Source organism: Novosphingobium sp. FG90, from assembly GCF_057808725.1.
Genome location: NZ_JBMDIO010000027.1, coordinates 1 through 22257, shown reverse-complemented (window position 1 = coordinate 22257; position 22257 = coordinate 1). Strand labels below are relative to the sequence as shown.

The 22257-nt window shown below is 68.7% G+C and carries 16 protein-coding genes, 1 tRNA gene and 1 pseudogene; 8 read left to right on the top strand and 10 right to left on the bottom strand.

The window, feature by feature from the left end; translation table 11 throughout:
- Positions 1-128: 128 nt before the first annotated feature.
- On the top strand, positions 129-2672 hold the full coding sequence (locus tag ACODRZ_RS19580) for a PepSY domain-containing protein (RefSeq protein ID WP_488972285.1): 2544 nt from the start codon (positions 129-131) through the stop codon (positions 2670-2672).
- A gap of 3 nt (positions 2673-2675) precedes the next feature.
- Here the strand turns inward: ACODRZ_RS19580 and ACODRZ_RS19575 are convergent, their stop codons facing one another.
- The 4 genes from ACODRZ_RS19575 to ACODRZ_RS19560 form a co-directional block, all read right to left on the bottom strand.
- Positions 2676-5909 carry an error-prone DNA polymerase gene (locus tag ACODRZ_RS19575; RefSeq protein WP_488972284.1) on the bottom strand — a complete coding sequence of 1078 codons (3234 nt, stop codon included), beginning with the start codon at positions 5907-5909 and terminating at the stop codon, positions 2676-2678.
- Positions 5906-7342, bottom strand: coding sequence for a Y-family DNA polymerase (locus ACODRZ_RS19570; RefSeq protein WP_488972320.1), 1437 nt, complete (start codon positions 7340-7342; stop codon positions 5906-5908). The genes ACODRZ_RS19575 and ACODRZ_RS19570 overlap by 4 nt, the downstream gene beginning before the upstream one ends.
- Complete coding sequence (locus tag ACODRZ_RS19565) at positions 7335-8069, bottom strand: ImuA family protein (protein WP_488972283.1); 735 nt, start codon at positions 8067-8069, stop codon at positions 7335-7337. The genes ACODRZ_RS19570 and ACODRZ_RS19565 overlap by 8 nt, the downstream gene beginning before the upstream one ends.
- Positions 8070-8223: 154 nt before the next feature.
- Positions 8224-9402 carry a glycosyl transferase gene (locus tag ACODRZ_RS19560; protein ID WP_488972282.1) on the bottom strand — a complete coding sequence of 393 codons (1179 nt, stop codon included), beginning with the start codon at positions 9400-9402 and terminating at the stop codon, positions 8224-8226.
- Between the two features lie 468 nt (positions 9403-9870).
- On the opposite strand from ACODRZ_RS19560, the gene ACODRZ_RS19555 reads away from it, so the two are divergent.
- Positions 9871-10548 (top strand): response regulator transcription factor, encoded by a 678-nt coding sequence (locus ACODRZ_RS19555; RefSeq protein ID WP_488972281.1) that lies wholly within the window; start codon positions 9871-9873, stop codon positions 10546-10548.
- The gene (locus ACODRZ_RS19550) at positions 10545-11915 is read left to right on the top strand and encodes a sensor histidine kinase (protein ID WP_488972280.1); all 1371 of its coding nucleotides are present in this window, start codon (positions 10545-10547) and stop codon (positions 11913-11915) included. The genes ACODRZ_RS19555 and ACODRZ_RS19550 overlap by 4 nt, the downstream gene beginning before the upstream one ends.
- A gap of 92 nt (positions 11916-12007) precedes the next feature.
- On the opposite strand, the gene ACODRZ_RS19545 is transcribed toward ACODRZ_RS19550, so the two are convergent.
- A tRNA-Leu gene (locus tag ACODRZ_RS19545) sits at positions 12008-12094 on the bottom strand.
- Positions 12095-12198: 104 nt separating this feature from the next.
- The gene (locus tag ACODRZ_RS19540) at positions 12199-13476 is read right to left on the bottom strand and encodes a DUF3422 family protein (RefSeq protein ID WP_488972279.1); all 1278 of its coding nucleotides are present in this window, start codon (positions 13474-13476) and stop codon (positions 12199-12201) included.
- A 175-nt stretch (positions 13477-13651) separates the two neighbouring features.
- Here ACODRZ_RS19540 and ACODRZ_RS19535 point away from each other — a divergent pair, with 175 nt between their 5' ends.
- Complete coding sequence (locus tag ACODRZ_RS19535; protein WP_488972278.1) at positions 13652-14062, top strand: c-type cytochrome; 411 nt, start codon at positions 13652-13654, stop codon at positions 14060-14062.
- 163 nt (positions 14063-14225) lie between these two features.
- Here ACODRZ_RS19535 and ACODRZ_RS19530 read toward each other — a convergent pair whose 3' ends face one another.
- Positions 14226-14780: a rhodanese-like domain-containing protein gene (locus ACODRZ_RS19530; protein WP_488972277.1), complete on the bottom strand. Its 555-nt coding sequence runs from the start codon at positions 14778-14780 to the stop codon at positions 14226-14228.
- Positions 14781-14838: 58 nt separating this feature from the next.
- On the opposite strand from ACODRZ_RS19530, the gene ACODRZ_RS19525 reads away from it, so the two are divergent.
- Positions 14839-15627: a quinoprotein dehydrogenase-associated SoxYZ-like carrier gene (locus tag ACODRZ_RS19525; RefSeq protein ID WP_488972276.1), complete on the top strand. Its 789-nt coding sequence runs from the start codon at positions 14839-14841 to the stop codon at positions 15625-15627.
- Positions 15624-16562, top strand: a complete 939-nt coding sequence (locus ACODRZ_RS19520) for a quinoprotein relay system zinc metallohydrolase 1 (protein ID WP_488972275.1) — start codon at positions 15624-15626, stop codon at positions 16560-16562. The genes ACODRZ_RS19525 and ACODRZ_RS19520 overlap by 4 nt, the downstream gene beginning before the upstream one ends.
- Before the next feature lie 59 nt (positions 16563-16621).
- Here ACODRZ_RS19520 and ACODRZ_RS19515 read toward each other — a convergent pair whose 3' ends face one another.
- The 3 genes from ACODRZ_RS19515 to ACODRZ_RS19505 form a co-directional block, all read right to left on the bottom strand.
- Positions 16622-18886: a TonB-dependent receptor gene (locus tag ACODRZ_RS19515; protein WP_488972274.1), complete on the bottom strand. Its 2265-nt coding sequence runs from the start codon at positions 18884-18886 to the stop codon at positions 16622-16624.
- A 43-nt stretch (positions 18887-18929) separates the two neighbouring features.
- Positions 18930-19427 carry a cytochrome b gene (locus tag ACODRZ_RS19510; protein WP_488972273.1) on the bottom strand — a complete coding sequence of 166 codons (498 nt, stop codon included), beginning with the start codon at positions 19425-19427 and terminating at the stop codon, positions 18930-18932.
- 128 nt (positions 19428-19555) lie between these two features.
- A complete protein-coding gene (locus ACODRZ_RS19505; RefSeq protein ID WP_488972272.1) occupies positions 19556-20902 on the bottom strand; it encodes a porin in 1347 nt (448 codons plus the stop codon).
- Here ACODRZ_RS19505 and ACODRZ_RS19500 point away from each other — a divergent pair.
- Both ACODRZ_RS19500 and ACODRZ_RS19495 read left to right on the top strand, forming a co-directional pair.
- A pseudogene (locus ACODRZ_RS19500) lies at positions 20867-21001 on the top strand (cytochrome c-550 PedF); the annotation flags it as partial. The gene ACODRZ_RS19505 and the pseudogene ACODRZ_RS19500 overlap by 36 nt on opposite strands.
- A 3-nt stretch (positions 21002-21004) precedes the next feature.
- Positions 21005-21868 (top strand): substrate-binding periplasmic protein, encoded by an 864-nt coding sequence (locus ACODRZ_RS19495; RefSeq protein WP_488972271.1) that lies wholly within the window; start codon positions 21005-21007, stop codon positions 21866-21868.
- Positions 21869-22257: the final 389 nt, after the last annotated feature.

Sequence of the window (22257 nt, the reverse complement as noted above, 5' to 3'; positions counted from 1 at the left end):
AACGGCAAAAGAGCGTCGAAATCGCTTGCAGTTGCGACTAGGTCGCATTAGCGAACTCGCCCGAGAGGGAAGCGAAAGCCCGCAATGCCAACCGGCACGTGCTTTCTCCAAGGGGAGCGCCGGTCCGCGTGCCCCGCATAGGGGGCATGGCCGAAGTGACGCGCAGAATTCTGTTCCAGATTCATTGGTTGCTGGGCATCACCGCAGGCTTCGTACTGGCCGCAATGGGCCTTACCGGAGCCACCCTCAGCTTCGAGAACGAGATCATGCGCGTGCTCAGCCCGGGCATTGTAACTCTCGAAGCGGGCCGTAATCCTGCACTTTCGCCCGACCAAGTGATAGGCCGCGCCTCCACCTTTCGTCAGGGACTGAAAGTGGAGCGGCTCACCATAGAAGCCGACCCGACACGCGCCTGGCAGGTGCAGTTCGCAGCCGAACCCGGCAAGCGGCGCGGCGAACGCAGCTACGTTGATCCGCGTAACGGCCGTCTGCTCGGCCAGCCGGTCGGCGCCGGGTTCTTCCGCACCGTAGAGGACATCCACCGCTGGCTCGCCCTGCCCGGCGGATCGAAGGGCTGGGGCCGCCAGATCACCGGATTCTCGACGATCGCGCTGATTTTCTTCGCCCTTTCCGGGCTCTATCTGCGCTGGCCCCGGCGCGCGCTGGACTGGCGCGCCTGGCTGGTGCTCGACTGGCGCAAGAGCGGGCGCAATCTCTATCGCGAACTGCACGTGATCATCGGCAGCTGGGTGGTGATCGCCTACCTGCTCAGTGCGCTCACCGGGCTATGGTGGTCCTACGAGTGGTATCGCGAAGGCGCACAGATCGTGCTCACCGGTTCGGCGGAGCGCGAGCGTGAAGGCGGTGCGGACAAGGAGGAAGCGGCTCCGCAACCTGCCCTGCTGCTCGGCAAAGCGTGGCAGACGGTGGAGCGCGAGACCGGCGGACGCTTTGATTCGGTTTCCGTAAACCTGCCCGAAAGCGGCAGAAAAGCGACGTTCCGCGTGCTTCTGGCCGGTGCGCGGCATGACCGCATGACCGACAATCTCAGCATCGACCTCGCCGATGGACGCCTGCTCAAGGCCGACCGCTATGCCGACCGCGCACTCGGCAAAGTCGTCGCGACGAGCATGTTCGAGGTCCATCGCGGCGCCATTTTCGGCCTCCCCGGTCGCATCGTCATCTTCATGACCAGCCTTGCCATGCCGCTGTTCACCGTCACCGGGCTGCTGCTCTACATCGCCCGGCGGCGGCGCAAGCGCGCACTGGCGCAAGTCGAGGGGCTGGTCGCCTACGAGGCCGCGAATGCCGCCAATTCCGGCGACATGCTGGTCGCCTACGCCAGCCAGACCGGCGGCGCAGAGCGGCTGGCGCGGCAGACGGCGGCGGTTCTGGGCGGCGCAAAAGTGCTGCCGCTGTCCTCGGTCGATGGCGCGGTGCTGGCGGAAACCCGCCGCGCGCTCTTCGTCGTCAGCACTTATGGCGAGGGCGAGCCGCCCGATCGCGCCCGCCGTTTCGCGCGGGAAACCATGGCCTCGCCGCCCGTCACGCAGGACCTCGACTATGCCGTCCTCGCGCTCGGGGACCGCGAATATCCGCAGTTCTGCGCCTTCGGGCACGAAGTCGATCGCTGGCTTCACGCGGGCGGCGGACGACGCCTGTTCGATACCATCGAAGTCGATGGCGAGGACGTCGATGCCGAGCGCCAGTGGCAGCAGCAGCTGACCGCGCTGGGCGCCGATCCAATGGCTGCGGACTTCGCTCCGGCAAGCTACGGGCGTTGGCGTCTGGCCGGGCGGGAACTGCTCAATCCGGGCAGTCAGGGCGGTCCGGCGTTCCTGATCGCGCTCGAGCCGCTCGATGGGGAGACGCTGGACTGGCAGGCCGGAGACATCGCGGAAATCCGCCCTTCAAACGATCCCGCGGCGGTTTCGGCGTTGCTGCACACAGCGGCACTCAACGGCACTCAAGAGGTACACAACCGCACCCTGGCCGCGCACATCGGCGAATCCGTACTGCCTGAAACACTCTCAGGCACGCCCGAGGAGATCGTCGCCGCACTACGCCCACTGCCGCACCGCGAATACTCGATCGCCTCGATCCCAAGCGACAGGCGCATCGAACTCATCGTCCGGCAGGTCCGGCGCGAGGACGGCAGCCTCGGCCTCGGTTCGGGCTGGTTGACCGCGCATGCCCCGCTGGGGACCGAGATCGCGCTGCGGCTTCACGCCAACCCCGGCTTCCGCACCTCGGACGCGCACCGGCAGCTGATCCTGATCGGCAACGGCACCGGCCTTGCGGGTTTGCGCGGGCATCTGTGGCAGGCGGCGGCTGCCGGAAGCGCCGGCCACTGGCTGCTGCTGGGCGAGCGTTCGCGGGAGCACGATGCCTTCCTCGACGCCGAGCTGCAAGGCTGGCTGGCCGACGGCACGCTGGCGCGACTGGAGCGCACCTGGTCGCGCGATGCCGATTGCGGCCGCTATGTGCAGGAGGTGATCCCGCAAGTCGCCGATGGCTTGCGCGAGGCGGTCGAGGGTGGGGCCACGGTGCTCGTCTGCGGCAGCCTGCTGGGCATGGCGCCCGCCGTCGATGCGGCGCTGCGGGCGGTGCTCGGCGATGCGCTGCTGGAGGAAATGGCCGAGGGCGGCCGCTATCTGCGGGACATCTACTGAGCGTCAGTGGAAGTCGCGGGAGCGCGGCAGGATGCGCACGTTGCGCGGGTGGCCGCGTGTCGCGTGCCCCGAAGTCGGGCGGTTGGGATCGTAGACCGGGTGGCGCACCGCGTCGCCCGGCATCGGTTCGGGCTTCAGCGCAGGCGGGGCGGAAAGCCGCGACAGCGCCTCGCTGGCGTCGGTCACGCGCTCGACCATCAGGTGCACCACGCCCTCCTTGCTGTGCTGCACTTCGCCATCGATCACCATCAGCCGCGCGGCCATCACCGCGCGGCGCTGTTTCTCGAACTCGCGCGCCCACAGCAGCGCGTTGACCACGCCGGTCTCGTCCTCGATGGTGATGAAGATCGCATTGCCCTTGCCCGGCCGCTGGCGGATCAGCACCACCCCGGCGACGCGCACCTTGAGCCCGTCGCGCGCCGCATTGACCCCGGCGCAGGTCAGCGCGCCCTGCCCTTCGAAATGCGCGCGCAGGAACTGCATCGGGTGGCCCTTCAGCGACAGCCGCTGCGTCTGGTAATCCGCCACGACTTCCTCGGACGGCGCCATCGCCGGGAGCGCGGCGTCGGGCTCCGTCGCCAGTTCGGGCGCATCGAGCGCGGCAAACAGTGGCAGTTGCACCGCCGGAACCCGCCGCGCCTCCCACCCCGCCTGCCGCCGGCTCTGCCCCAGCGAGCCGAGCGCATCGGCATCCGCCAGCAGCCGCAAGGCGCGCGAAGGCAGCCCGGCCCGGCGCGCGGCGTCTTCGAGGCTGGCTATCGGAGCAACCTTGCGCGCCGCCTCCAGCGCCTCCGCCCAGTCCTCCTTGAAACCGCCGATCTGCCGCAGGCCAAGGCGCAGAATGCGCTCGCCTTCCAGCGTGTTGTCCCATTCGCTCGCCGCAATATCGATCGGCCGCACCTCCACCCCGTGCTGGCGCGCATCGGCGACCAGCTGCGCGGGCGCATAGAATCCCATCGGCTGACTGTTGAGCAGCGCGCAGGTGAACACCGCCGGATAATGGCACTTCAGCCATGACGAAACATAGGCCAGCAGCCCGAAAGCCTGCGCATGGCTTTCGGGAAAGCCGTATTCGCCGAAGCCCTCGATCTGATCGAAGCACCCTCCGGCGAAATCTTCCGGATAACCGCGCGCGACCATGCCACTCACGAATTTGTTGCGGTGGGTGTGGATCGTGCCGTTGCGCCGGAACGTGGCCATCGAGCGGCGCAGGCGATCGGCCTCGTCCGGGGTGAACTTCGCCGCGACGATCGCGAGGCGCATCGCCTGTTCCTGAAACAGCGGCACGCCCATGGTCTTGTGGAGCAGGTCCTCCATCTCTCCGGGTGGGCCCGGATACACCACCTTCTCCTCCCCCGTGCGCCGCCGCAGGTAGGGATGAACCATGCCGCCCTGAATCGGCCCGGGCCGCACGATGGCCACCTGAATCACGAGATCGTAAAGGATGCGCGGCTTCATGCGCGGCAGCATCGCGATCTGGGCGCGGCTCTCGACCTGGAAGGTGCCGATGCTGTCACCGGTGCAGAGCATGTCGTAAGTCGGCCCATCCTCCTGCGGGACGGTGGCCAGTTCCAGATCGCGCAGGCCATGGTCGCGCAGCAGGTCGAAGCTCTTGCGGATCGCCGTCAGCATGCCGAGCGCCAGAATGTCGACCTTCATCAGGCCGAGCGTTTCGAGGTCGTTCTTGTCCCACTCGATGAAGGTGCGGTCCTCCATCGCCGCATTGTGGATCGGCACCAGTTCGTCGAGCCGTCCCTCGCTCAATACGAAGCCGCCGACGTGCTGCGACAGGTGGCGCGGATAGTTCAGCAGCCGCCCGACCATGTCGCGCAGCCGTTCCACCTGCGGATTGGCGGGGTCGAAGCCCGCCTCGGTCAGCCGCGTTTCAGGCAGTTCATCGCCGCCCCAGCTGCCCCAGACGGTGCCCGAGAGCCGCGCGGTGACGTCCTCGCTCATGCCCAGAACCTTGCCGACTTCGCGGATGGCGCTGCGCTGGCGGTAGCAGATCGTGGTGGCGGCGATCCCGGCGCGCTCGCGGCCGTAACGGCGGTAGATGTACTGCATCACCTCCTCGCGGCGGGAGTGCTCGAAATCGACGTCGATGTCGGGTGGTTCGTCGCGCTCGGTGGAAAGGAAGCGCGTGAACAGCAGCTTTTCGCGCACCGGGTCGATGGGCGTGACGCCGAGGAAATAGCACACCAGCGAATTGGCCGCGCTGCCGCGTCCCTGACACAGAATCGGCTTTTTCAGGCCGCGCGCGAAGTGTACGATGTCGTGGACGGTGAGGAAGTAGTAGGCGATCTTCTGTTCGCGGATCAGGCCGAATTCCTCGTCCAGCTTCTCGCGATATTCAGGCGGCAATCCAGCAGGGAAGCGTTTTTTCGCTCCTTCCAGAGTAAGGTGTTCTAGCCACGGCTGTGGCTCCCAGCCTTCGGGCACCGGTTCGTGCGGGTATTCATACCGCAGATCGTCGAGGGTGAATGTCACGCAGGCCATCAGGTCCTGCGTCGCGGTCAGGGCATCGGGGCAGGCGCGGAACAGGCGGGCCATCTCCTCAGGAAACTTGAGGTGGCGCTCGGCATTGGCGGCCAGGCGGCGGCCGGCGGTCTGGACGGTGAGGCCCTCGCGGATACAGGTGAGGACGTCCTGCATCGGGCGGTCCTCCGGTGTCGCGTAGAGCACGTCGTTGGTCGCGATCAGCGGCACGCCCGCGCGGGCGGCCAGCGCGATGCGCTGCGCCAGCCGCCGCGCATCGCGGCCCGCGCGCGGCATCGTGGCGGCGAGCCAGAGCTTCGGCGTCAAACCGCGCAGGGTGGCGAGCAGCGCTTCGTCGGCATCCTCATTTCCCGGCATGGCGATCAGCGCCAGATCCTGCGCGTGCTCGACCAAGTCGCTCAGATGCAGCTCGCACTCGCCCTTGTGCGCGCGCCGGTTGCCCACGGTGAGCAGGCGCGTCAGGCGGCCCCAGCCGTGGCGGGTCATTGGATAGGCGACCACGTCCGGCGTGCCGTCCGCGAAGACCAGCCGCGCGCCGACCAGCAGGCGCAGCCCGCTTTTCGCCCTGCCCATCTCCTTCCATGCGCGGTGGGCGCGGACCACGCCCGCCACGGTATTGCGGTCGGCGATGCCGATGCCGGTCATGCCCATCGCCAACGCGCGCGCAACCATCTCCTCCCCCGGCGAGGCGCCGCGCAGGAAGCTGAAATTGGTGGCGGTGACGAGTTCGGCGAAGTTCACGGGAACAGGCCGTGCAAGTACCAGCGCGGGTCGGGCTTCTCGCTGAACAGGCCGTGACGGAAGATCCAGTAGCGGCGGCCCGCGCCGTCCTCGATGCGGTAGTAATCCCGCGTCTCGCCCGCACCTCCCGGCATGTGGCCGCCGCGTTTCAGCCACCATTCCGCACCGATCCGCTCCGGCCCCTCGGCCAGCGTGACGTCGTGAAGGCGGCCTTTCCAGCGGAAGCGCTGGGGCGGACTGTCAGGCACGCCGGCGATCACCTCGACCGGTTGCGGCGGGTCGAGCAGCAGCAGCGGGCGCGGCGGCATGTCCTCCGGCTCCGGCCATGCGGCATCGCGCAGGCGCAGTGCGGGGACCAATGCCTGCGCCTTCTCGGGCAAGTGCCGGTCGCGCGGGATCAGGCGGCGCACGCTGTCCTCGCCCAACCGCACGCTGAGTTGATCGACGAGGGCGGAAACGTCGTCGGCGTTCTCCTCCTTGCGGCTTTCCAGCAGGATCTGGCGCGAGGGCAGATGATCGGCGTGGAGCACCGCCAGAGTGATCGCATCGAAACCGAAGCCGGGGTCGAGCGGGTCGGAAAGCGTGTCGATCCGCTCGCGCAGCAGGCGCATGACGGCGGCGGGATCGCGCACTGCAAGGCCCGTCTCCACCACCAGCCGCCGCCGCTGGTTGTCGCTGCGGTGGAGCGTGACCGCCCAGCGCCGCCCGCCGAGCTGGCGCTGCTCCATCGTGCGGGCCGCCTGCGCCAGCATGTCCTCGACCACCTCCAGCGCATCGTCGGTGCGGCCCAGCGGTTCGGGAAAGCGCGTCTCCAGCCGGATCGGCTCGGTCAGGCGGACGGGGATGACCGGGCTGCCGGTCTCTCCCAGAATGGCGCACAGGCGGCTGACCGCAAGCTCCCCGAAGCGCGCCGCCAGCCCCGCCATCGGCCGCGCGGCAAGGTCGCCCAGCGTCTCGAGGCCCGCACGGCGCAGGCCGGAGAGCGCGCCCTCGTCCAGTTCCAACGCGGCGACCGGGAGGGTGCGCACGTCAGCCCCTCCACCGAAACGCACAAGCGCGCGGGCGGCGGCGGAATGGGGCGCGAGGGCGTGGCGGGTAGTCGGACCGACATCCTTCACCACGCGGCGCACCAGCGCCTCCTCCCCGCCGAACAGATGCGCGCAGCCGGTGACGTCGAGCAGCAGGCCATCGGGGGCATCGAGCGCGACGAGCGGGGTGAAGGCGATCATCGCCCCCGCCAGCTGCTCCAGCGCCCGCGCGTCGGCGATGGGATCGTGCCGCGCGGTGGCGAGGTCCGGACAGCGCGCACGCGCATCGGCGAGGGTCATGCCGTAGGACAGGCCCTGCCGCATCGCCGTCACGTCCACCGCAGCGAGGCGCAGCGCCTGTCCATCGCGCGCGACTAGGGCCTGCGGCGCGTCTGTGTCAGGCAGTACGCCGGAGCGGCGCGCGCGCTCGCACGGCAGAAAGGGGAACCACAGTGCCAGGTAGCGGCGGCCCGCGCTCTTCGGTGGAGGTTTGGGTATCGAGGGGGAGTTCGCGGAAACCGCCATGGTCTTCATTCCATTCCAGCCGCCAGCGCTGCCCCGCCGGGCCGCCGCGTCTGCGTACGAGTTCGACGAGCAGCGTCGTGGTCCCCGGCGCGCGCATCTCCAGCGGGGTCGAGGGGGCGCTGGAGACGGTCCAGCGGGTATGCGCGGCGCTGGAGCGCGGCTCGGCGTCGCCGCGCAGGATCACCACCGGGATGCGCGAGCCTTCGGCCGCAAGGATCAGGCGGCGGCTCGCGACGAGATCATACTCGCGCATCGCCCCCCAGCTTTCCATCAGCACCGCCGCCGGACCGCTGCTGCGCGCCGCGTCCAGGCCCGCGCGGAGCAAGGCGGCGTCGTTACGGGCATCGACGATCACCAGCCGCGCCGGATCCACGCCGAGCGCACGCAGGCCCTCCGCGCATGGCACCATGGCAGCGCCCTTGCGGCGGGGGCGCAGGAGGAGGACGGGGCGGCTCCTTTCCGCCTCCACCATGCCGAAGGCGAAGGCCAGCGCCGAAGCCCAGTCCTCGGTGCCAGCATGGACCTCATGCAACTGCGCGCGGGCGAGGCACGGGAGCGTGTCCGGGGGGGGATCTTCGATACAGGCGGGGGCCTGAGGGCGGGACATGGGACGGCCTTACGAATCGGGAATTTCGTTCTTATTATGTTCCTATTCTGGAGGCAGGTCCACACCCGTGCTTCGAAGCCTCTCGAACCTTTCCCAAACTAGCGCCCTTACACCTCGTCATTGCGAGCGTAGCGAAGCAATGACGAAGAAGCGATCAAGCGACCGCCGCGAGTGGCTTCACCCTTAATCCCGCGAACTGTTCCACCGTGTCGGCGGCCTCGCGCACCGGGCAGTGCGCACCGAACGTCGGAGTGCCGTCTGCCAGCCACGAGATGCCGTCGATGGTATAGGCCATGCGCTCACGCTGCCACTGGACGTAGGCGCCGTGCGTGGCGAAGGCGCGCTCGATGGCGGCCACTGGGTCGGCGTCGGGCGCGATCACCTCGCCGAAGTGCCACATCGCGTAGTCCGCGCTGTCCTGCCAGTCGACTCCCTTCGCATCGACGAACAGGCACGGGCGCGGGCGAACGAGGAATTCGTAGACTTGGCTGCTGACGTCGCCCACATAGAGATCCGCGCCCAGGGTATAGGTCATGTCGTTGCAGCGCGCCGAGCCGAGATCGACGGTGACCTGCCCCGGGATCGCCAGCGCCTCCCACGCGCGCCGCTGCGCCGCCGACCAGCGCTTCGCCAGCCGCACGTGCGGCGCGACGACGAGGTTATAGCGCCCATCCGCCGCCACCGCCGCGATCAGCCCCCGCCCGAACGCCTCGATCGAGGAGAGCTTTTTCGAGAAGTGCGGGTTGTAGAGGATCGTCGGCCGCCCGTTGTCGAACAGCGGCGGCCTTGCCTGCGCATTATCAAGCACGGTCGCCAGCTTCACCGGGCCGGTGACGGTGCAATCCTCCGCCCGCAGGAAGCCCGCTTCGACGAGGCGGTCGCGGTCCTTGCGGCCGGCCAGCATGACGTGGTCGAACAGGCGGAAGCGCGGCTCGAAACCGACCGCGCGGTCACCCGCGCCATGGGGGATGTGGAGGATCGACGGGCAATCCCCCGGCAGGCGCTTGAGCATCGTGGAGGTCCGCTCGGCGCAGAGGATCACCGCCGCATCGCGCAGCCGCCTGGCCCAGAGCGTCAGGCGCGCAGCCTTGTGCATCGAGGCGGGCAGCAGCGCGGTCACGGCAGGCAGGCGCATGACCACGACTTCGGGCGCCGCGTCCTGCCCCGCATAGGCCATGGCAGCGGCCACTTCGGCCTCGGTCGAGACGAACAGGCGCACCTGCCCCGGGTGGCGGCGGGCAAGCTCGCAGGCGACCGGCACGATATGACCGAACTGATGCGCGCCGCCGATGGCGAGAACGTGGATGCGGGAACTGGGGCTCTGAAGATCCATCGCGCCCCAATGCCGCAGCGAGGTGGAGCCACCGTGGAGCCTTCATGTAGATTTGCCCATGTTGGGTGGAAACTGCCGCAGCCCCACCCACCCGCTCATGCTGAGCTTGTCGAAGCATGGGGACGCAGCGCCCAGCCTCGGGGGCTTCGACAAGCTCAGCCTGAGCGACGTTGAAAGGACTGGTTTGGGTGGGAAGTTGCCGCTCCAGAAATAGACCGTCATCCCAGCGAAGGCTGGGACCGTTGTGACCATGATGTGCCCTGTCGGCAGGGCAGTGCGAACTTCATCCCGGCCTCGCCGAGAAGCAGTGTGATGACGAGAGCGGTCCCAGCCTTCGCTGGGATGACGATGATGTTTGGACGACGACTTTGAGGCGCAACCAGCTACCGCAGGAATTTGCCCAAACCACCCTCCCCAAACGCACCCCAACTCGACGCCGCGCCCTCTCCGGGATAAGGCTCACCCCACATGCAGATACTTCTGGTCGAGGACGATGCCGCGCTGGCGGCGCACATCATGGCGGGCGTGCGCGAGGCCGGGCACGTGGTCGAGCATTGCGCCGACGGCCGCGACGCGCTCGTGCGGGCGACGTGTGAGTGCTACGACGCGATCATCCTCGACCGCATGCTGCCCACGCTCGACGGGCTCAAGGTGCTCGCCGCCCTGCGCGCTACCGACGACGCCACGCCGGTGCTGATCCTCTCCGCGCTGGGCGACGTCGACGAGCGCGTGCGCGGCCTGCGCGCGGGCGGCGACGACTACATGGCCAAGCCCTTCGCGATGTCCGAACTGCTCGCCCGGCTGGAGACGCTGGCGCGCCGCAATGCGCCCGTGGCGGAAACCGCCAGCGTGCTGCGCGTCGCCGATCTGGAGATCGACCTCGGCGCCCATACGGTGACGCGCGCGGGGCGGCGCATCCCCCTCACCCTGCGCGAACTGCGCATCGTCGCCTATCTCGCGCGCAATGCCGGGCGGGTGGTGACGCGCACGATGCTGCTGGAAAACGTGTGGGACTACAACTTCGACCCGCAGACCAACATCATCGACCAGCACATCAGCAAGCTGCGCCAGAAGATCACCGCCGAGGGCGAGGCCGACCTGATCCATACCGTGCGCGGCGTCGGCTACACCCTGAGAGCCGCATGAGCCGCCTGCTGCGCAGCCTCTCGTTCCGGCTGACGCTGATCTATGCGGGGCTGTTCTGCCTCTCGGTGGCGCTGCTGATGGGGGCCGGGTACTGGCTGCGCGTGGTGGTGCCGATGGACCGGACCCGCCACATGGTCGAGCGCGAGGCGCAGACCCTGCGCGCCATCGAGGAGGCCCACGGGATCGGCGCGGCCGCCGAGGCTCTCGACCGGCGCGCGCAGCATTCGGACGGCGCCAAGGCGTTCCACGCCCTCCTCGCGCCCGGTGGTCATGTCGTCACCTCCAACCTGCCCGGCTGGCCCGCGCGGTCGATCGAGCGCATGTCGCTGATCGAGGCCGACACCTTCGTCGATGGCGTGGAGATCGACTACGATGCGCTGGTACTCGACCGGATGCTGTCCGACGGCACCCGCCTGCTGGTCGGCCGTGACGTCGAGGAACTGACCAGCGAGGCCGAAATCCTGCGCTTCGCCGCGATCTGGATCTTCGGGGTGACGTTGGTGCTGGGGCTCGGCATCGGCTGGCTGATGAGCCTTGCCATCGGCCGCCGCATCGAGGCGGTGACGCTGACCGCGCGGCAGGTGATGGAAGGCGACCTCACCGGCCGCGTGCAGGTGCGCGGCAGCGGCGACGACTTCGACCGGCTGGGCGAGACGCTAAACCTCATGCTCTCGCGCATCGAGACGCTGTTCCAGGCGGTCCAGCGCGTCTCCGACAATGCCGCGCACGAACTGCGCACGCCGCTGGCGCGGCTGATCGGGCGGCTGGAAAGGCTGGAACAGACGGCGGGTGACGACCTGACGATGCGCGTGGCGGCTTCCGACGCGATCGTCGAGGCGAACCGGCTGCAGCGCATTCTCTCCGCGCTGATGCGCATCTCGCGGCTGGAGAACGGGCGCCATCCGCTCGAACTGCAGCGCACCGATGTGGTGCAATTGCTGGAAGACCTCGCCGAATTCTACCAGCCCGAAGCCGAGCGGCTGGGAATCGAACTGGTGCTCTCGGCGCGGCGGCCGCTGGTGGCCGATCTCGACCTAGACCTCGTGTTTCAGGCGCTGTCGAACCTGCTCGACAACGCGCTCAAGCATGCCGGGGCGGGGCGTCGGATCGAAATCTCGGCGGCGCGTCGGGCCGGTGGGCTGGACCTCAGCGTGCGCGACGACGGCCCCGGCCTTGCGGTGGACGAAGCGAGGCGGGTAACCGAGCAGTTCTATCGCGGCAGGGATTCGGGCGGCGTGCCGGGTGATGGACTCGGCCTCAGCATGGTCGCCGCGATCGCCCACGCCCACGGCGCGGCGCTGGAGTTCGCCGATGCGAAACCGGGCCTGCGGGTCTCGCTGGTGATTCCGGAGCACAGGCTGGGATAATCTGAAGTGCGCCGAAACGGCACGCGAACAGCCGATCCCCCCTCTTGCGAGGGGAGCCCGAAGGCTAGGATCAGTGCTGTTCGAATACTGCCTGGTGCGGTCGAGAAGACTCGAACTTCCACGGGCTTTCGCCCACAACGACCTCAACGTTGCGCGTCTACCAATTCCGCCACGACCGCTAAATCTTGGAGCAGGATTTGCATCCGCTCCGGGGCAGGAGCGCGCCACTAGCGCAAGAATTCGGACCCGGCAAGCGGCTCTTGCAGATTATTTTCACCGAACGTCATTTTCCGTCCTCTGGACCGAGAATACGCCGCTTCATCCGGTGGATCGCCAGCCACACGCCCGCGAGGACCAGCGGGGCCAGCACTGCCGTGGCCACATGGGCGTGAATCTGCGGTGCCAGTTCCTCCACGCCTTCCAGCATCTTGGCGATCAGGCCGAGCGCGTAGTAGCTCACCGCGACGACCGAGAGCCCTTCCACCAGCTGTTGCAGGCGCAACTGACGCGAGGCGCTGCGCTCCATCGAGGCGAGGAGCAGACCATTCTGGTTCTCGATTCGCGTCTCGATTCGCACCCTGAGCAATGCCAGCGCCTGCGAGGTGCGCTGCGACAGCTGCTCGGCCCGGCGGCGATGGGCGGCGCAGGTCCGCACGGCGGGCAGGAAGCGGCGCTGAGTGAAGTCAGCCAGCGAGACCTGCCCCGGGATCGCGGCGATATTGAGTTCGGCCAGCCGCTCCTCGACGATGGTGGCGTAGGCGGCGGTGGCGCTCATGCGGAAATCGGAGGCGCTGGCCTGCGCCACCAGTTCCATCGACAGGCGGGTGACGTCCTCCAGCAGATCGTCGTCGGTGACTTCGGGGCGGGCGACGGCGCGGTTGGTTTCGCCCAGCATCGCCTCGATCCGGTCGAGCGCGCGCCAGCCCTCACGCGCAACGGGCAGGCCGAGCAGCGCGAGATTACGGTAATTACCCAGTTCCTGCAGCCGCTGCAGAGTGCGCGAGAGCGCACCGGGAGCCATCCCGCAAGCCGCCGCGAGAATCACCCCGAAGCCGTCCTCGCGCAGCCGGAAGTCCGACCAGATCCGCGCCTGCCGCTCTCCGGGCGCATCGCCAATGTAGCAGGTGACGAGGTCGTCCGCCGCGAAGCCCAGTTCCGGCAGCAGCGCCAGCGCCGCCGCCTCGTCCTCCACCAGCTGCACGCGCGAGGCGCGGATGACCTTGCCCGGCAAGCTGCCCGCCCATGCCAACGCATCGGTGAGAGCAGGCCGGGCCGCCGCGCCGCCGGTGACGAACAGCGTCGTCGTGCTCGCCTCGCTGTGCCGCTCCCAGGTGAAGGCGAGCCCCGGCGCAAGCGTCCCGGCAAGGTGGCGCGGCCGGCTGCCCGGCTCGATCGGCCCGGCCGAGGGCAGCGCCCGCATCGCCGCCAGTTCTTCCTCGCGGTCGGCGGGATCGAGCAGCCGCACGAACTGCACGATCGAGGCCGGCGCCCGAACCAGAGGCCAGCGCCGCAAGTGCATCTCGCTCACCACCATGCGGCGCAGTTCGTGCTCGTTCAGCAAGTCCGCCTCCCCCTTTGCCCGGCATCAGACTGCGCCTCAGGGGCCGGGGCGGACAAGTGACCCTTGGTACGATGCCCCTTGGTCAAAGGCTGGCCCGGTCCAAAGTCCAATATCGACCCGTCACCCCGCATGCGAAAGCGGCAGGCCACAGGACAGGCATAACGGGAGACACGACATGAACATCAGGCAGAAGCGCATGGGCCTCGCCGCTGCGGGAGCGCTGGCGCTGGTGGCCTGCTTCGGCGGACAGGCCGCGCTGACCTCGACCGCAGAGGCCGCACCCGCCGCTCCGGCCGCGCCGCCCGCCTCCTTCGCGCGCTGCGCGGTGTGCCACAACGTCGCCAAGGGCGCGCCCAACAAGCTCGGCCCGAACCTGTTCGGCACGTATGGTCACAAGATGGGTCAGGGCAAGTTCGCCTTCTCGGACGCGGTGAAGAAATCGAACCTGACGCTCGACGACGCCACGCTCGACAAGTGGCTGGAAAACCCGCGCGCGCTGGTCCCCGGCAACCGCATGAGCTTCCCCGGCCTCAAGGACGCGGCGAAGCGCAAGGAAATCATCGACTACCTCAAGAAGCAGCGCTGACCCTTCAAACGAGCTCTCAAGGAGACCCGTCCGTCGCACCCCTGCGGCGGGCGGGTTTTTCATATCCTTCATTCGTCATTGCGAGCGCAGCGAAGCAATCCAGAGCAGCGTAAACCGCCCTGGGTTGCTTCGCTGCGCTCGCAATGACGATGATGGGTGATGATCAGTTGGGCGCCACCACCACCGGCTCCGCCCGCACCAGTGCGCGGCCTGCGGCGTGCCAGCCCTCGATCCCCTCGGCGAGCCAGTAGACGTGACGCACGCCGCCTTTCGCCAGCCGCCGCGCGGCGTTCCAGCCCATCCAGCAATCGGTGCGGCAGAACAGCACGACCGGCAGATGCGGCCTCCCCCGGCGCGCCGTGGCGACCGCCTGCTCCAGCCCGCGCCAGAGCACCGGATCGACCGGACTGCGCCCCGTCTCCGGATGCCAGAGCGCGCCGGGCACCGTCTCATGCGGCTGGCTGAGGCGCCACTGGCCGGTTGCGGGGTCACGGTGGCCGGACTCCACCGGCAGCACGTCGATGAACAGTGCTTCGTCCAGCCCGAGCGCGTCCTCCAACGCGATCCGGCAGGCGGGCGCGGGCAGCCGGTCCACCGGCGCGCGGTAGCGGGCGGTGCGGTAGCCATCTGCGTCGAAATCGTCGGTGGCGCGCGCTGACGGAGCGCAGATTCCGGCGAGAATCAGCCCTATCGCCAGCCTTCGTCCGATGCGTTCCATGGCTCCTCCCAAGGTCCAATATGACCCGGCCGAGGCCCGGCCTACATTGGCCCTTGGTATGATCCGCAAGAAGATCCTGCTGGCCCTCATCGCCACCCTCGCCGCGCCGGTCCCGGCCGCTTTCGCGCTGCCCGCAGACCCGCTGAAATCGCCGATGTGGGAGTATCACGCCGAGCGTCTGTTCGGTGGCGCCACGGTACGCTTCGACCCTGCCGTGAAAGTCGAAATACCTGAAATCGCAGAGAATCAGCGCGTCTTTCCCGTCACCGTCGATGCGCGCGCCATCCCCGACGTGAAGCGCATCCTGATCTTCGCCGACCTCAACCCGATCCCGGTCGCGGTGGACTATGCCCCCCGCGCCGCCGCGCCGTTTCTGGCGACGCGAATCAAGCTCGACCAGCGCACTCCGGTGCGCGCGGCGGTGCTGACGGCGGACGGGGTGTGGCACGTCTCGGGCAGCTGGATCGACGCGGCCGGGGGAGGCTGCTCGGCCCCGCCGGTCAGCCGGGTCAAGGGTGACTGGGCCGACCACCTCGGCGAAATGCACGGCGCGGCATGGGCACTCAGCGGCACTCAAACGCGCCTCAGGGTGACAGTGCGACACCCGATGGACACCGGCCTCGTCGAGAACATCCCCGCCTACAACATCGAGCGGGTGACGGTGACTTCCTCGGCCGGAACCCCGCTCGCCGACCTGCAGGTCTTCGGAGCGGTGGCCGAAGACCCCGCCTTCACCTTCATCGTCGATGATGCGAAGGGGCCGCTCTCGATCGCCGCGCGCGACAGTTCGGGGCTGGAATTCGACGGCACGGTCACCCCGCGCAGCGCGGCGCTGGCGGCGAAGTGAACCTCACCCGCCGCAGCCTGATCGGCGCCGCGCTGGCGCTGCCCGTCGCCGCCCGCGCCGAGACGTTCGCCGGGACCTATGCTCCGAAGGCCGAGCCCATCGCCGCGGGCGTGTGGATGGTGCGCGGGGCCGATGCGCCGATCCTGTTCGAGAATGGCGGGATGATTGCCAACAGCGCCATCATCGCCACCGACGAAGGCGCGGTGCTGTTCGATCCGGGCGTCGCGCTGGAGCACGGCAAGGCGCTCGGCGCGCTGGCGCAGGCGGTGACGGGCAAGGCGGTGGGGCGGGTCTACGTCAGCCACCTGCATCCCGATCATGCGCTGGGGGCGGCGGCCTTCGACCCCGCCATCGTCCACGCCCTGCCCGCCACCCGCGCCGATCTGGAGCGCGACGGCGAGGGCTTTTCCGATGCCATGTACCGCCTGCTGTCGGACTGGATGAAGGGCACCCATGTGGTCCTGCCGCTCGGCGATGTGGCGGAAGGGGAGGCCCTGTTCGGCGGGCGCAGGTTCCGGCTCTTCGCGATGCAGGGGCATTCGGCGGGCGATCTGGTGCTGCTCGACGAGGCGACGGGGACGCTGCTGGCGGGCGACCTCGTGTTCCACGACCGGGCGCCCTCGACCCCGCATGCGGATCTGGTGAAGTGGCGGGCGGCGCTCGATCGGCTGACGGCGGTGCAGCATGGGCTGCTGTTGCCGGGGCACGGGCCGCTGGACCGGGACGGCGGCGCGATTGCCCAGACGCGCGACTGGCTCAACTGGCTGGAGGCGACGCTGACGCAGGCCGTCGCCGAGGGAGTCGACATGACCGAGGCGGGGGAACTGCCGATCCCCGCGCGGTTCGCCGGGCTGAAGGCGGCGCGCTATGAACTGCAGCGCAGCGTCTCACATCTCTACCCGGGGCTTGAGGCGCGGTTGTTGCCGAGGTTGTGAGGGGGCGCTTTTACCCCTCGCAATGACGAATTAGGGGCCGAGGCAGGCTGGCCGCGGGTTCAGAACCGCGCCCGCACCGACACCGTCAGCCTGCGCGGCGCCCCCGGAGCATAAGCACGCGGATTGTCCGCGCCGGGCGCCTCGACCAGTTCGATCTCGTCGATCTCGGAGAACGTGCCCATCGTCACGTAGTGCCGGTCGAACATGTTGCGCAGTTCCGCCGCCAGTTCGATTCCGGGCGCGACTTCCACCCGGCCCATCATGTCGAACACCGCGTAGGCCGGGGTCCTGGCGTTGTCGTTGCCTTCGTCGCCGACCAACACCTGCCCGGAGCGCGCCCGCATCGCGAAGCCCAGTTCCCAGCCTCTGCCTGCCCGCCCCGCATAGAGGTTCACCGAATGGCGCGGCACGCCGGACAGGCGATCTCCGCGCTGCACTTCGACCAGACCGTCCTCGTCCGCCTCGGGGTTGGACGGGCTCGAAACCGCGAAGTCCTGCCGGAACTTCGCATCCGTGAAGGCGTAGCTGCCCGACAGCCGCCAGCCGCCCTGCCGCCAGTCGGCCGAAGCCTCGATCCCTTGCCGCCGTGATTCGCCGAGGTTGGCGAAATAGGCCCGCCCGCGCACTTCCGAGGCGATCATGCGAATGTCGTTCTTCGTGTCCGATCGCCAGCCGTTCACCCGCCATGTCAGCGCTGCCCCAAAAGCATTGGCGCCGCCCGACAGCCCGGCATGCCAGTTCTGCGCGGTCATGGCCTTGAGCGGCGGGTCGGCGATGAAGAAGTTCGCCAGCGTGCAGGGCGATTCCGGATCGGCGCAGGACAGTTCCGCAGGCGTCGGGTTGCGGCTGGTGAGCGCGAAGCCCACCGTCGCATGGACGTCCGCCCCCAGCGCATAGTCGAACTCGATCGAGGGATTGAGGCGGCTGAACCGGTGGCTGCCGTCGAGCGCATCGCCCAGCCGGTCGTCCAGTTTCACCGTGTTGCGCGACCAGCGCGCCCCGGCCTCGACCGTCAGCGCGGGGGTCAGCGGAACTTCGGCGCTGGCGAAAAGCGCCAGGTCACTCATGCGGGTGACGACGTCGACCGGGGTGATGCCCCCTTCTTCCGAGGTCAGCAGCAGGCCGAGACCCTCGACCGAGCGGTCCTCCTCCAATTCACCCAGTTCGGTGGTGGCGGTGAAGCGGGTGCGCGCGCGCTCCCACGAAGCGCCCACGGCGAAGCGGCGAGTGCCGTTCTCGGTCTCGCGCTCGTCGAGCCATTGCAGCATGGCGCCGCCGCTGCGGGTGCGCTCTCGCCCGCGGTTGAACACGGCGTAGTCGTCCACCGCAGGGTCGTTCACCACGCGGGCGCCATTGGCCAGCAGGGGTTCCTCGAACTCGTCGTCGTCGCCGAGGCAGAGGTAGCCCGCATCGTCCTCGCAAGGCCCGAAGTCGGCGAGGTCGCCGTTGGCGCTCTTGCGGGTGAGGGTCTGCCAGTGGGCGCGCAGTTCGATGCGGCCGGTCTCGCCCGCCGCGATCCACGGTGCGACGACGATGCGCGCGAAGCGGGTGTGGGTGACGTCCGGCGTCGTGAACACCGCGCTCCACTTGGCATCGAGCAGTTCGACCGGGGCGACGCCGTTGCCGGTGAGGTCGGTGTCGGCGGCAAGGCCCTGCACCTCGATCCCCCATGTCCCGGCGTCATGCACACCCTTGGCGAACACGCGCTTCAGCGTCGAGGGCGAGGCGACGCGCCAGCCGTCGTCATGCCGCGCCTCGGCGACGATCAGGAGATTATCGGCCTTGTCGCCCAGCCCCAGCGAGGCACTGCCGCCCACACTGCCGACCGTGTCCACGTCCGCCTGCAGGCGCAGGCCGGAGAGGCTTAACCCGTCATGCGTGGTCAGCAGCAGCGAGCCCGCCAGCGCGTTGCGGCCCAGAACCGGGTTGGCGTCGCTCAGCTGCGCATTGGCCAGCGCCATCTCGGGCACCACGTCGAGCAGCACCACGTCGCCGAATGGCTGGTTGAAGCGCACCCCGTCGAGGTAGACCGCCATGCCCTGCTCCGCGCCCTGCAGCGCCGAGGCGGAGAACCCGCGCCAGGTGATCGCCGCCTGCCACGGATTGCCGGTGGACTCGGTCAGCGTCAGGCCCGGCACGGTGCGTTCCAGCGCACGGGCCAGATCGCGCTTGCCGGCGATGTCGAGCGCTTGCGGGTCCACCTCGCGCGCTTCGTCGAGGTCGATGGCGCCGCCCGGCGCGGTGACGACGATGGGCGCTTCCTCGGCCAGAACCGGCGAGGCCGAGGCCATCAGCCCGGCAATGACAAGACTTGTCTTTCGCATCCCTCGCGGCGCCTTTGCGGCGCCCTCCCCCTTCGAATGGCGCCTAGAGCATCCGGCGCAGCACGCCGTCCTTCAGCATGAAATGATGGCGCAGCGCCGCCGCGACGTGGCCGAGCACCAGCACCAGCAGCACCCAGCCGCCGATCTCGTGGAACTCGTGCCCCGCGCCGTAGATCGCGCTGCCCTTGACGACCGCGAGCTTGGGCCACTCGAACACCCCGAACCACGACAGCGGGTACTTGCCCGCCGACGCGATGATCCAGCCCGACAGCGGCATCGCGATCATGAACAGGTACAGCACCCCATGCACCGCATGGGCGAGGCCGACTTCGGCGCGGCTCATCGAGGTCGGGTACGGCGGCGCCTTCCAGGCCATCCGCCAGCCGAGCCGCGCCAGCGAGAGCACCAGCACCGTCAGCCCGATCGCTTTGTGGACGGGAATCGCGAAGTGCAGCAGCCCGCTCGCAAGATTGCCGATGATGAGCAGCGCGATGAGCCAGTGCAGCGTGCGCGCACCGGCGTTGTACTTCATGGTGTTCATGGGTCTGACCTCCTGTGCGGCCCCGCCTCGGGCGGGCGTTCCGGAGGTAACTTACGATATTCCATCATGGCTGCGACTCCGGTGATGGTGGCGCGTCGCCCCGGATCGGGTCCGGGACGACGCAAGGATCAGAAGAACAGGATGCCGCCCAGCGCGAGGGCGTCGCTCGACGCCTCGTTGCCGGAATGCGCCTTGGCCTTCGAATGGGTGTACTCGCCGATCAGCGTGACCCAGCTGGTCAGGCTGTAGCGGACCTGCCCGACCCAGCTGGAATTGGTGTCGACGAGGTTCGGGCTGGCCAGCGCATCGGCCGCGTTGGCATAGTGCAGCGAACTTTCGCCATAGCTGCCGCCCACCGCGAACTTGCCGAAGCTGGCGAGCGCCTGAAGGTAGAAGCCGTCGCTCTTGCGGGCATTGCCGAAGCCATCGGTGTCGTGCAGGCCCAGTACCGTCGTGCCGAGGCCCTTGGCGGTGTAGTAGTAACCGACCGCCGTGATCGGCCCGGCCGTGACCTTGCCGCCGAAATCCAGACCCTGCCCGGTGTAGCTCTGGCCGGTGATCTCGTTGTGGCGCTGCGTCACGCCGCCTGCCCAGGCGCGCAGGGCCACGCCGCCGAGCGTCGCGTCATAAGTGATCTTGCCCTGAAAGCCGGGCTGCGAATTCTCCTGCGCCGGTCCGGTCAGCGAGGACAGCGGCTGGAACACGCCCACCGATGCCTGCACGCCGCCGAAGCTGGGCGAGGTATAGGTGATCTGCGGCTGGAAGTCGGTGTAGATATAGCCCACGCCGATGCGGCCGAGCGTCGTGTTGCCCGGCGCCACGTTGCCTCCCGGCGTGCCGGACGAGAGCAGCGTGATGTCGTTGAGGATCGCCTCAGACCCGAACAGGCCGATGTCGCGGCCGATCTTGAAGGTGCCGACGGTGGGCTTGCCGAAAGTCAGGTAAGTCTGGCGAAAGTCGATGCCTGCAGTCGCCAGCGCGGTCGGCTGGCCGCCGTTGTTGGCGCCCAGCGCCCCCCATGCGGCCGAGTTGATGCCCGGATACATGCCGAAGAAGGCGCCGATGTCCCAGCCCTCCTGCTTCGTGCTGACCTCGACCTTGAGGAAGCCCGGCAGCAAGCCGTTGCGCACCGCGCTGGAATTGCGCGTGCCGACGCTGGCGACGCCGCCGGTGACGGCGGTGGAGGCCGATGCGGTTGCCGGATTGTCGTGGACGTAGAAGCCGTTGACCGAGCCCGAGAACTTGATGGTCGCCGGGCCGACTTCGAGGCCGATGCCGCTCTCGGTACGCTTGACGTAGAGGCCGGGGTCACCGGCGGGCGCGGCTGCGGCGGGTGCCGAGGCCGGAGCGGGCGCGGAGGCTTCGGCCTGCTCCTGCGCGAGCAGCTCGGTGTAGTCCTCGTCGCTGAGAATGCCCTTTTCGTGCAGGCGCTTCAGAAATGGTTCGTCGAGCGTTTCCGCCACGGCTCGGCGCATGACGGCAAGGTCTACATGCCGCCCTTCGGCGACGTGCTGGGCCAGAAGGCCGGCTGGGCGATCCGCGCCTGGCTGGAATCCAAGCACACGGACGAATAAGCGGTGGACCGCCGGTCCCTCCTCAGGGGTCTCGGGGCCGCAGGGGCGATAGCGTCCCTGCGGCCCGCGTCGCTTCTCGCCGCGCCGCTGGAGAAGGTGAAGGCGCTGGGCGTGCTGCGCGTCGGCCTCTACACCGACAACCGCCCATGGTCGTGGGAGGATGGCGGCAAGCCGGCCGGCATCGACGTCGATCTCGCCCATGCCCTTGCCGAGAAGCTGGGCGTGCGCGCCGATATCGCGCTGTTCACGGCGGACGAGGATCTGTCCGACGACTTGCGCAACGTCATCTGGCGCGGCGGGCTGCTCGGCTTCCAGCCCTGCGACGTGATGCTGCACGTCCCCTTCGACCGCCAGCTGATGGCGCGCGAGGACAACGTCACCTTCCTCGCCCCCTACTACCGCGAGAGCTTCGGCGCCGCCTGCGGTGAGGCAGCGGACTGCGAGGCGATGCCGGTGCGCTGGAAGGGCAAACGCATCGCGGCGGAACTCGATTCGATCCCAGACTTCTACCTGCTCGGCCATGCGGGTGGGGCCTTGTCGAAGGACGTGGTCCACGTCCCCACCGGCTACGAGGCGGTCATGGCCGTCGGCAAGGGCGAAGCGGACGCCGCCGTCGCCAGCACCGCGCAGATCGAGGCCGCCCTGCACGACGCGCCCGACGCGGGCATCGCGCGCCGCAAGGGTTTCCTGCCCGCAATGCTCTCGCCCGGCTGGGACATCGGCATCGCGGTGAAGGAAAACAGCCGCAACCTGGGCTTCGCCATCGAGGAACAGTTCGCCGCGATGGCGAAGGACGGCCGCATGAAGGCGATCTTCGCGCGGTACGGCGTCGAGTGGAAACCCGCGCTGGCCTCGCAGACCTCGTAAAGTTCCGGAGGGGGACGGGGGTGCCGACTGCGACCGGCGCCCCCCGAACCGGTTGCGATGCAGGCACTTCCCTCCCGTCACCACACACCGTCCTGAACTTGTTTCAGGGTCCATTGTGCCGCCTGCCACGGGAGATGCGGCAGCAAACCACTCATGCGGTTGGTGACCTGCCCCCTCCGGTTGCAACGGCCCGATAGACCCTGAAACAAGTTCAGGGTGACGGGGAGTAAGGGGAGGTCAGGGGCGTGCCGCCCCATCCTCCCAAGGTGCAATTTTGCCGCCCCGCTTACAGTCCTAGGCTGCACGCCGACGATCGGGGTTCGGGGGCATTGTCGTTAGCGTCCGCGCTCGTGGTGTAATTTCCGGTGTAGGCGATGGTGTATTCCGGG

What these genes read in the sequence shown, in the direction of transcription:
- ACODRZ_RS19565 (WP_488972283.1), bottom strand. Translation starts at nt 8,069, where the DNA reads ATGTCCCGCCCTCAGGCCCCCGCCTGTATCGAAGATCCCCCCCCGGAC.
- ACODRZ_RS19560 (WP_488972282.1), bottom strand. Translation starts at nt 9,402, where the DNA reads ATGGATCTTCAGAGCCCCAGTTCCCGCATCCACGTTCTCGCCATCGGC.
- ACODRZ_RS19555 (WP_488972281.1), top strand. Translation starts at nt 9,871, where the DNA reads ATGCAGATACTTCTGGTCGAGGACGATGCCGCGCTGGCGGCGCACATC.
- ACODRZ_RS19550 (WP_488972280.1), top strand. Translation starts at nt 10,545, where the DNA reads ATGAGCCGCCTGCTGCGCAGCCTCTCGTTCCGGCTGACGCTGATCTAT.
- ACODRZ_RS19535 (WP_488972278.1), top strand. Translation starts at nt 13,652, where the DNA reads ATGAACATCAGGCAGAAGCGCATGGGCCTCGCCGCTGCGGGAGCGCTG.
- ACODRZ_RS19530 (WP_488972277.1), bottom strand. Translation starts at nt 14,780, where the DNA reads ATGGAACGCATCGGACGAAGGCTGGCGATAGGGCTGATTCTCGCCGGA.
- ACODRZ_RS19525 (WP_488972276.1), top strand. Translation starts at nt 14,839, where the DNA reads ATGATCCGCAAGAAGATCCTGCTGGCCCTCATCGCCACCCTCGCCGCG.
- ACODRZ_RS19515 (WP_488972274.1), bottom strand. Translation starts at nt 18,886, where the DNA reads ATGCGAAAGACAAGTCTTGTCATTGCCGGGCTGATGGCCTCGGCCTCG.
- ACODRZ_RS19510 (WP_488972273.1), bottom strand. Translation starts at nt 19,427, where the DNA reads ATGAACACCATGAAGTACAACGCCGGTGCGCGCACGCTGCACTGGCTC.
- ACODRZ_RS19505 (WP_488972272.1), bottom strand. Translation starts at nt 20,902, where the DNA reads ATGCGCCGAGCCGTGGCGGAAACGCTCGACGAACCATTTCTGAAGCGC.